Raw genomic sequence first — 9,829 nt, 5'->3', positions numbered from 1 at the left:
ACATCACCAATTACAAACTCAATGTCTTCTCACCACGAGCGATACCAATCACGCCTGAGCGTACCACTTCTAGGATACGATCACGGCCAATGACATCGATAAAGCCGTCAAGCTTACCAGCATCACCAGTGATCAAGATGGTGTACAGATTTGGAGTGACATCGACGATTTGAGCACGGAAAATATCTGCCGTACGCTTGACTTCTTCACGGTGTGAGCCTGTGGCACGCACTTTGATCAGCATCAGCTCACGCTCGATTTGGCTACCGCCACTGATTTCAGACAGATTTTGCACCTTGACCACTTCAATGAGCTTATGTAGCTGCTTGGTGATTTGCTCAATCTTATCATTGGTGGTGATGGTCGTCAGCGTCAAACGAGAAATCGTCGGATCATCGGTTGCGGCGACATTGAGCGTATCAATGTTGTAGCCACGCTGTGAAAACAGACCAACCACACGAGATAGCGACCCTGCTTCGTTTTCCATCAATACAGAAATCAGATGTTTATGGACTTGATTTGACATTAGGTACGCTCCCCTTTTGATAGCCACATATCACGCATTGACTGACCTGCCACTTGCATCGGATAGACGTGTTCGCTCTTATCCACATAGACATCGATGAATACCAGCTTATCTTCCATCGCCAACGCTGCTGCCAGCTCTTCTTCCATTGTCGCAGGATTGGTGATTTTTACGCCTTTATGCCCATAGCTTTCGGCAAGCTTCACAAAATCAGGCAATGACTTCATATACGACTGTGCATGGCGTGCTTCGTATAGCATATCTTGCCACTGCTTGACCATACCCAGTTGAGCGTTGTTTAGGTTTAGGATTTTTACAGGTAGATTGTACTGTAAGCAGGTTGACAGCTCTTGGATATTCATCTGAATCGAGCCTTCACCCGTGATACAGACGACAGTCTTTTCGGGACGAGCAAGCTTGGCTGCCATTGCATACGGCAAGCCCACACCCATCGTGCCCAGACCGCCTGAGTTCAGCCATTGGCGCGGCTCATCATATTTATAATACAAAGCGGCGAACATTTGGTGCTGACCGACATCGGATGTGATGATCGCTTGACCATTGGTCAGCTTGTACAGCGTCTCTACCACATGCTGCGGCTTGATGGCGTGGATCTCAGCACTCATGTCGTCTTCATCATAGCGCAGACCGTGGCGCTTACGCCATTCGTTGATTTGTTGCCACCAGTCATTGAGCGCGTGTTCATCGATGCGCTTATCAGTCTCAGCAAGCTGAGCTAACATCTCAGTCAATACAAGCTTGACATCACCAACGATAGGGATGTGTGCGGTGATGGTTTTTGAGATACTGGCAGGATCGACATCAATATGAATGACGGTTGCATTTGGGCAGAATTTTTTGACATTGTTGGTGACACGGTCATCAAAGCGTGCACCAATCGCCAAAATCACATCCGCATGGTGCATGGTCATGTTGGCTTCATAAGTGCCATGCATACCCAGCATACCGATGAACTGCTCGCCCGAACCAGGATAAGCACCCAAGCCCATCAAAGTATTGGTCACTGGCAGTTTTAATAGATCTGCCAATTGGCGCAGCTCATCGCTGGCATTGCCAAGAATCACACCGCCACCTGAATACAGCACTGGACGCTTGGCAGCCAGTAGCGTTTCGATGGCTTTTTTGATCTGACCACTATGCCCTTTGTGCGTCGGCTGATATGAACGCATCGACACCGTCTCAGGCATATGATAAGCAAATTTATCGCTCGGGTTGGTCATGTCTTTTGGAATATCGACCACCACAGGACCTGGGCGACCTGAGCCTGCGATATAGAAGGCTTTTTTGATCACTGCAGGGATTTCTTCGGCGCTGCGCACTTGGAAGCTGTGTTTGACGATCGGACGCGAGATACCCACCATGTCACATTCTTGGAATGCATCATCACCGATCAGCGTTGTCGGTACCTGACCTGCCAAGATGACCATCGGGATTGAGTCCATATAAGCGGTGGCAATCGCGGTCACGGTATTGGTCGCACCAGGACCAGAAGTCGCCAGCACCACGCCTGTTTTGCCCGTTGTACGGCTATAAGCATCTGCCATATGACCTGCTGCTTGCTCGTGACGAACTAGGATATGTTCGATTTTATCTTGTTTAAATAAGGCATCATAAATGTGCAGTACCGCACCACCAGGATAACCGAAAATGTACTCAACACCTTCATCAATCAAGGCTTGAACCAACATTTCGCCACCTGACATCATCACAGTTTCGCCACGCGCCAAGCGTTCTTGGGCATCATGGAACTGCGCGGTTGCATCTTTTTGGGTAGTTTGCGTCATAAGTTACATCCTTTTGCCAATTGGCAATGTGCAGACGAATGGCGAGATAAAATAGCTCTGCGTGCAGATGAACTTGTAGGCAAGATGACAACATAAGCTGCCAAAACAAGAAAGGATGAGAGAAGATTTCTTGTGTCTTGCAGACCGATAAGTCCTAGTGCAATGTACAATCTTGCGTCATCAAACGGTAATCCGATGGCACCAATCGCACAAACGCAGTATCTGATAAAATACCTACGCCGACTTCATGATAAGGCGGTTTGTTTTCACCCTATCAAAAACAATACTGTCTATCTTAACCGAAAAACGATCACTTGCCAAGTGCTTTTTGTCAAATCCACCCGTTTAATTCATAGAAAATTTTTTCATTCAATCATAAGTTTTGGTTATCTTTAGGCTTATGATAGTCTTGCGGATTTGTATGATAAAGTTTGCACCCACCAATCCTTGATATGATAAAATAGCCCAATTATTGATGATCAATTGGTGGTTTATGCGATTTTTCTTGTTTGGCTTGATGCTCGCGACCGCGCCTGCACTGGCAGCGCCGATGGTGTATAAATCTATCGGACAAGGCGGCGAGATCGTCTATAGCCAGACGCCGCCTGTGGGTCGCGGCTTTGAGCCTGTGGCGGTTTTTTATGCCAGCGCCCCGACCAAATCAGCCAATACCGCCAATTCCACCGCCGAATGCAAGCAACTGACCGAGAATTTGGCAGTATTATCCGCAGGCGGTGTCATCCACGAAATCACCCCAGATGGCCTCAAAATCAAGCTTGATGATGCACAAGTCGCCGCCCACCAAGCACAAATCCGCGCCTTACTTGCCGAGCAGTGCCGTGGCTAGTACTATGGAAAATCGCATTGAGATGACGCCACTGCCTGATGTCGCTGCCGTACGCGCATGGATTAAGGATAAAGCATTCGAGCTTGGCTTTGCTGATTGCGGTTTTTTAAGTGTGCATCACCCCTTGTTTGCCGAGCAGACAGCCGCGCTTAGGGCATGGCTGGATCAGGGCTTGAACGGCACGCTGGATTTTATGCAGGATAATCACGAACTTAGAGCCAATCCGCATAAGCTGGTCGGTGGTGCTAAGACCATCATCAGTGTGCGCATGGATTATTTGCACGAGCTGCCATCGCCGCGCCGCGTGGATGATAATGAGCGACCCAATCATGCAATCATCGCCCGCTATGCGCGCGGTCGCGACTATCATAAGACAGTGCGTCAGCAGCTGAAAAAATTGGCGCGCGCCATCGAGCAAGAACTGCCCAACTGGGCGCATCTGTCCATCGGCACAGACAAGCCTTTTGTCTTTCGACCGTTCAGCGACTCAGCGCCGATCTTTGAGCGTCCGATCGCTGATCATGCAGGGCTTGGCTGGACAGGCAAGCATACTTTGCTGATCAATCGACAAGCAGGTTCGTTTTTTAATCTTGGTGAGCTATTTATCAGCCTTGAGCTTGCCGAGCCGAATCTCTCCACACAGGTGAAATCACACTGCGGCAGCTGCCAAGCCTGCATCGACATCTGCCCCACGCGCGCGATCATCGCACCGCATACACTCGATGCTGGCGCGTGCATTTCTTACCTGACCATTGAGCATGATGGCGCGATCAATGTCAAATACCGCAAAGCCATCGGCAATCGCATCTTCGGCTGTGATGACTGTCAGCTGATCTGCCCGTGGAATCGCTATGCCAAAATCAGCACCGTGCCTGATTATGCGCCGCGTCATGGACTGGATGATATTACCCTACTTCAAGTATGGAATTGGAGCGAAGAAGAATTTCTGACCAAGACCGAAGGCTCGCCCCTAAGACGCACAGGCTATCTCAATCTTCTGCGCAATACCGCCATCGCGCTTGGCAATAGCCGCCCTGCTGATACCAATGCGCGCGCTGCCATTATCACCGCCCTACGCACACGCCTTGGTATCAGCGCCATGCTCGATGAGCATATTCACTGGGCGGCAAATGAACTAGAATTGTTGGTGATTTAGGGTGTGCCCATTTCCGAAACTGCCAAAGCACCTGCTTTAATATCAATGCGCGAAAAATACGGCAGAGATTTTAACAGCTGCGCCGCTCGCTCAGCATCTGCCGCATCCACACTCACTTGATGTCTCTCGGTCTCAATGTCATAACCACCATTCATTGCAATACCCTGCTTATTGAAAATAGTCGAAATCTGCGCCCATTCCCCATCTGCTTGAGTCTTACTAATAGTCGCTTGCTTTAGCACAAGTTGCTTGCCAAATTTATCCTGCAAATTTGCAAACCAAATCTGCCGACGCTCAGTATTTGCATCGGTAAACAGCACAACTGTTTGCTTCGGATCATGCTTTAAGTGCATATCAACATAAGCAGGGTCATTGATGGCGTTTAAATATTCCGATAAGCCCACCGCATTATTTTGAAAATCTGCCAATTGTACAGAATACAGGCTATCAGTTTGTACTTGATGCCTAGTTACTTCTTGGGGATTTATATCTTGAGCTTGATTAGTGCCATCTTTCACCACAGGCGACTGAATGGTTTGCGCCGTACAAGCAGTCATAACAACAACCGTCATCACAGCAATCAATACAAATTTGGTATTCATTATCTTGTTTCCTTACCTAATTTTTTATCTTACAATAAATATAAAGCAAATTGCGCATGGTTTAAACGCATGATGCAAAAAATCCCAAGCATTAAACTTGGGATTTTTACTATGAAGCGCAACACTTTAAAAGTATCACTTAGCCAATTAGACTTAAGCAGGGATACGCAATACTTGACCGACATAAATCTTGTCAGGATGCGATAGCATTGGCTTGTTGGCATCGAAGATTTTCATATAGTCATTGGCGTTGCCGTACATTTCTTTGGCGATTTTTGATAGGTTGTCGCCTGATTTGACGGTATAAAAACGCGACTCTTCAGCAGGTGCTTCAACTTCGATATTATCAACAACAGTCTCAACATGCTGCACATTACCCACCGCCAAACGCGCACGCTCGCGGTCTTCTTGGGTCTTGGCAGTACCTTCTAGCGTCACAGTGTCGGTGTCGCCGTTATAATTGACTTTCAAGCCTGCGATATTGACATTTTGTGCTTGGATGCGTGCCAATAGCAAATTGGCGATTTCTTGTGCGGTTGGCTCTGCTGGTGCAGCTTGTGTGGCTACTGGCGCTTGCTCGGTTGCAGCTTCTTTTTTGTCACGATTAAAGATTTTGTCGCCGATGTCTTTGGCAAAGCTAAAAATACCCATGGTTCACTCCAGATTATTGTAAACTTAAAAATTCCGCCAATCACATATCACGATTGGTTAAGTTTATAATAGCCAATAATTATGACAGAAAACCCTATAAAGTTAAGTAAATGTGTAAACTTGTGTAGCATTGCCACTCAACTGCACAAGTCTTGTAATTGGACAAATAAAAAACCACCAAATGGTGGCTTTTTATCATCTGATGCTCAGCATAAGATTATGCAACTTTTGCAGATACATAGTCGATGGCTTTTTGAACAGTAGTCAGCTCAGCTGAATCTTCATCAGGGATGGTGATGCCAAAGCTGCTTTCAAATGCCATTACTAGCTCAACCAGGTCTAGTGAGTCTGCGCCTAGGTCATCCATAAAAGATGCGTCGTTTTTGATTTCGTCAACGCTCAAGCCTAACTGCTCTGCTACTGCGTCTTTAACTTTAGCTTCGATGTCGCTCATGATACTTTCCTTTGGATAATTAAGCCTGTGGCACGATGCCTACGGCCAAGATGAAACTTAGGGCTATGATAATAGATTTCACAAAAAAGTGCAAGTGTTTTGAATACAGATGTACACTTTTTATTCAGGATAATGGCAAAATTGGGCTTTGTCAATGGTTTTGGGTTGTGGCAATCTTGTGTTTGGGCAATTAAAACCTTATGGAAATTGATACATTGCTTATCTTAATGGTGCGTACAACGCACCCTTGTATCTTACCACCTAAGACTAGCTATCTTGGTGGTAGCATGGTAGATTATACCATCAACCTAAGTTACTTGTGAGTTTTTACGCACCCTAAGTACTTTGATGCTGTTTTGTAGATTAAACCCAAGTAACTTCCTTTTCATCGTAAATCTGAATGGTATCCAAGCACTTGATTGTCATACAATTAATGATGCTGAATGAACAAGGATAGATGCAATGACTTATTACATCGGTGTTGATGTCAGTAAACATAAACTGGATGTGGCTTGGCTCAAAGACTTATCAAGCATGAAAGTCAAAACCAAAATCTTTGACAACACACTTGAAGACTTTATACAGCTTAGCGATTGGCTAGCAGACAATTTGGGTTCTGATGTCAGTTTTAACGACATTCACATCGTCCTAGAAGCCACAGGAGTATATCATGAAAACCTAGCCTATTACTTATATGACTTAGGCTTTCAGGTGAGTATTATTAATCCTGCTTTTGTCAAACACTATGCTGACAGCTTGGGTGTTAGACAAAAGACCGATAAAAAAGACAGTATCATCCTTGCCAAATACGGTGCAACCACACAGCCCGATATCTGGATTGCCCCAAGTCATGAAGCTCGTCATTTAAAATCTCTGCTGTCTCGTCTTGATGCGTTACATGAAGACTTACAACGAGAGGAAAATCGTAAAGAAAAAGCAGAGGCAACTGACACACCAAAGGCAGTCAAAGATTCCATTGATGCGGTTATTGCCTATCTGAAACAAGCCATCAAAGCATTAAATGACGATATAGATAATCACATCAAACGCCACCCCAAACTCAAAGCTGATCAGGCGTTACTACAAAGCATCAAAGGTGTAGGACAAGTCATCTCAAGACAAATGCTTGCTTTGTTTAATACCAAACAATTTAATAATGCTAAGCAAGTATCCGCCTTTTTAGGACTAATTCCCAAGCAGCAAGAATCAGGCTTATTTAAGGGCAGGTCAAGACTGGCTAAAACCGGCAATTCAAGCATTCGTGCCAAATTATACATGGCAGCAGTGGTGGCTACTCAATACAATCCTGATATTAAAGACCAGTATGAACACTTACAACAAAATGGCAAATGCAAAATGCAGGCTTTATGTGCGTGTATGCGTAAATTGGTTCAAATCTGTTTTGGTGTGATTAAGCACCAAACTCCCTACCAACCACAAATTCAGGCAATTTAGGGTTTGACTTTGGGGTTGGGAGATGGTATCTACGCACCTAGTACATTGAGCGAATCTAACGACGCAATAAACCCAACCATTAACAATCATCACAGTAATGAGCTTGTATTGCAAGGCAAACAAGCGGCGGTGTATAAGTAATACATCGAGCGAGTTTAACGCAGCAAGACAAGCTCCGTACGAAGACGATTACATGTACATACCGCCATTCACTGCTAATACCGTCCCCGTAATATAGCTCGCTTCATCACTGGCTAGGAATGATACAGCAGCGGCGATTTCTTCTGGCTGTGCCATGCGACCCATTGGGACGGCGTCGAGCATTGAGTTGATTAGGCGCTCGTCCAGCTCTTCGGTCATGTCGGTTTCGACAAAGCCGGGGGCGACACAGTTCACGGTCACGCCACGAGAGCCAATTTCACGCGCTAATGCACGGCTGAAGCCTTCTACGCCTGCTTTGGTAGCGGCGTAGTTGGTTTGTCCTGCATTACCCATTTGACCGACGACTGATGTGATGTTGATGATGCGGCCATGACGCGCTTTCATCATACCACGCACAGCGCGGCGGCTCATACGATAGATAGAAGTTAGGTTGGTGTCGATGACGCTTGCCCAGTCTTCATCTTTCATACGCATTAATAGACCATCTTTGGTAATACCTGCGTTATTCACCAGCACATTGATGCCGCCATAGACACTGTCAATTTCTTCAAACAGCTTATCAATATCTTCATCACTGCAGACATCCAGCACGCGACCGATACCGCCTGACTCGCTCAGATATTCACTGATGGCATCTGCGCCTTTTTCGCTGGTCGCTGTGCCGATGACGAAATGCCCTTCATCCGCGAAGCGTTGGGCGATGGCTTTACCGATACCGCGGCTTGCGCCTGTGACTAATACAATTTTACGACTCATGCCAAATTCTCCAGTTTTTCTAGGCGTGCCAATTTATCTGTTGGCAAGGCGGTGATTGGGGTGGCTTGACGCTTGGCAAGGTTTGACAATACATTGCCTGGTCCGCATTCGATGACAAGCTCAATCTCTTGATCGGCAAGCTTCTGCATGGTTTTTGACCACTGCACTGGCATAGACAACTGCTCGGTCAAGGCAAGCTTGATATCAGCAATGTCGGTATGCACTTTGGCATGGCGATTTTGGATGACGGCAATTTTCGCTTCGTTAAATTGGGTCGCGTTCAACAGCTCTGCCAATGCATCACTGGCAGGATTCATCAGCTGACAATGCGACGGCACAGATACCTTAAGCGGTACGGCTTTTTTGCCAAGTCCTTCGACCGCTGACAGCACACCCACCACACCGACCGCCGTGCCTGCGACAACCACTTGACCAGGGCTGTTGAAATTGGCAGCATTGACCACGCCCGTGCTGCTACTGACTTCTTCGCATAAGCTTGCCACTTGCTCATCTTCCAGACCGAGCACAGCCGCCATCTGCGTATCCATACCCTTGACCGCTGCCGTCATCAGCTTGCCGCGCTCATGCACAAGCTTAGCTGCATCGCCCAATGACAACACACCTGATGCCACAAGCGCGCTGTACTCGCCCAAAGAATGTCCCGCCAAATACAGCGGCTTTAGTGATTGCTTAGCAAGCATCGGCTCAATGATCTGCCAAATCGCCACGCTCGACACCAATAGCGCAGGCTGCGTGTATTCGGTCTTGTTCAGGCGGCTTTCGTCCTGCGTCACTTCCCACAGATCAAAGCCCAGCGCCGCACTCGCTTCGTCAAAAGCCTTACGCACGCTCTCAAAGCTTTCAGCAAGCTCATTCATCATGCCGACCGTCTGTGATCCTTGTCCGGGAAACACCACCGCCAAACGCTTGGCGATATTCAAATTATCTTGAGTCATTATTCACCTAATTATCGATGGTTTCAACTGATTTTTATAAAGCTAATTGCGCTAATTTTATCACAGTTTATCGACAAAAAAATACATTTGTTTACCCAAATGCAGGAAATTTTGCAAAAATAAAAAGCCAAGCTCATTGTGACAATGTAGGCTTGGCTTGTCCATTACTTAAGGTAATGCTTAGCTATCTTGGCTAACCTTGAATAGCTGACGACCACGGTAGAAACCGTCTTTGGTCGCGTGGTGGCGAAGGTGTTTTTCGCCAGTAGTAGAATCGATGCTTAGCTCAGCAATAGCGATATGGTCGTGTGAACGACGCATGTCACGGCGTGAGCGGCTCTTGCGGTTTTGTTGAACTGCCATGATAGCTCCTAATTAAGTCAGTTGGGCAGTTTGCCCATCAAGAAATAAACGGTTCGTGCGTCTTTGTCAATTTGTGTCAATGCGATTAAGCATCAA

At 46.6% G+C, this 9,829-nt stretch carries 11 protein-coding genes; 3 read left to right on the top strand and 8 right to left on the bottom strand.

Annotated features, from left to right (window positions below; translation table 11 throughout):
• Positions 1–10 precede the first annotated feature (10 nt).
• Both ilvN and NGM44_RS07185 read right to left on the bottom strand, forming a co-directional pair.
• A complete protein-coding gene (gene ilvN, locus NGM44_RS07190; protein ID WP_078254880.1) occupies positions 11–526 on the bottom strand; it encodes an acetolactate synthase small subunit in 516 nt (171 codons plus the stop codon).
• Positions 526–2,253 carry an acetolactate synthase 3 large subunit gene (locus NGM44_RS07185; protein ID WP_253224650.1) on the bottom strand — a complete coding sequence of 576 codons (1,728 nt, stop codon included), beginning with the start codon at positions 2,251–2,253 and terminating at the stop codon, positions 526–528. Before NGM44_RS07185 ends, ilvN begins: the two co-directional genes overlap by 1 nt.
• Before the next feature lie 571 nt (positions 2,254–2,824).
• Here NGM44_RS07185 and NGM44_RS07180 point away from each other — a divergent pair.
• Both NGM44_RS07180 and queG read left to right on the top strand, forming a co-directional pair.
• The gene (locus tag NGM44_RS07180; protein ID WP_253223035.1) at positions 2,825–3,178 is read left to right on the top strand and encodes a DUF4124 domain-containing protein; all 354 of its coding nucleotides are present in this window, start codon (positions 2,825–2,827) and stop codon (positions 3,176–3,178) included.
• Positions 3,156–4,334, top strand: a complete 1,179-nt coding sequence (gene queG / locus NGM44_RS07175) for a tRNA epoxyqueuosine(34) reductase QueG (protein ID WP_371923544.1) — start codon at positions 3,156–3,158, stop codon at positions 4,332–4,334. Before NGM44_RS07180 ends, queG begins: the two co-directional genes overlap by 23 nt.
• On the opposite strand, the gene NGM44_RS07170 is transcribed toward queG, so the two are convergent.
• The 3 genes from NGM44_RS07170 to acpP form a co-directional block, all read right to left on the bottom strand.
• Positions 4,331–4,936, bottom strand: a complete 606-nt coding sequence (locus tag NGM44_RS07170) for a hypothetical protein (protein ID WP_253223033.1) — start codon at positions 4,934–4,936, stop codon at positions 4,331–4,333. The genes queG and NGM44_RS07170 overlap by 4 nt on opposite strands.
• 153 nt (positions 4,937–5,089) lie before the next feature.
• On the bottom strand, positions 5,090–5,587 hold the full coding sequence (gene lysM / locus NGM44_RS07165) for a peptidoglycan-binding protein LysM (RefSeq protein ID WP_253223032.1): 498 nt from the start codon (positions 5,585–5,587) through the stop codon (positions 5,090–5,092).
• Between the two features lie 217 nt (positions 5,588–5,804).
• Complete coding sequence (acpP, locus tag NGM44_RS07160; RefSeq protein ID WP_078318466.1) at positions 5,805–6,041, bottom strand: acyl carrier protein; 237 nt, start codon at positions 6,039–6,041, stop codon at positions 5,805–5,807.
• Between the two features lie 462 nt (positions 6,042–6,503).
• Between acpP and NGM44_RS07155 the strand changes: the two genes are divergently transcribed.
• Positions 6,504–7,496, top strand: coding sequence for an IS110 family transposase (locus tag NGM44_RS07155; RefSeq protein WP_253223031.1), 993 nt, complete (start codon positions 6,504–6,506; stop codon positions 7,494–7,496).
• A gap of 189 nt (positions 7,497–7,685) precedes the next feature.
• Here the strand turns inward: NGM44_RS07155 and fabG are convergent, their stop codons facing one another.
• The 3 genes from fabG to rpmF all read right to left on the bottom strand — a co-directional run bounded on the left by fabG (position 7,686) and on the right by rpmF (position 9,733).
• On the bottom strand, positions 7,686–8,414 hold the full coding sequence (gene fabG / locus NGM44_RS07150; RefSeq protein WP_253223030.1) for a 3-oxoacyl-ACP reductase FabG: 729 nt from the start codon (positions 8,412–8,414) through the stop codon (positions 7,686–7,688).
• Entirely contained in the window at positions 8,411–9,370 is a 960-nt protein-coding gene (gene fabD / locus NGM44_RS07145; RefSeq protein WP_253223029.1) for an ACP S-malonyltransferase, read from the bottom strand. The genes fabG and fabD overlap by 4 nt, the downstream gene beginning before the upstream one ends.
• A gap of 180 nt (positions 9,371–9,550) precedes the next feature.
• Positions 9,551–9,733, bottom strand: a complete 183-nt coding sequence (rpmF, locus tag NGM44_RS07140) for a 50S ribosomal protein L32 (RefSeq protein WP_003656952.1) — start codon at positions 9,731–9,733, stop codon at positions 9,551–9,553.
• Positions 9,734–9,829 lie beyond the last annotated feature (96 nt).

The sequence above is a fragment of the Moraxella sp. FZFQ2102 genome (assembly GCF_024137865.1).
Classification (GTDB): Bacteria; Pseudomonadota; Gammaproteobacteria; order Pseudomonadales; family Moraxellaceae; genus Moraxella.
Note: the sequence above shows the minus strand (reverse complement) of the source record. Positions and strands in the feature narration are given on the sequence as shown.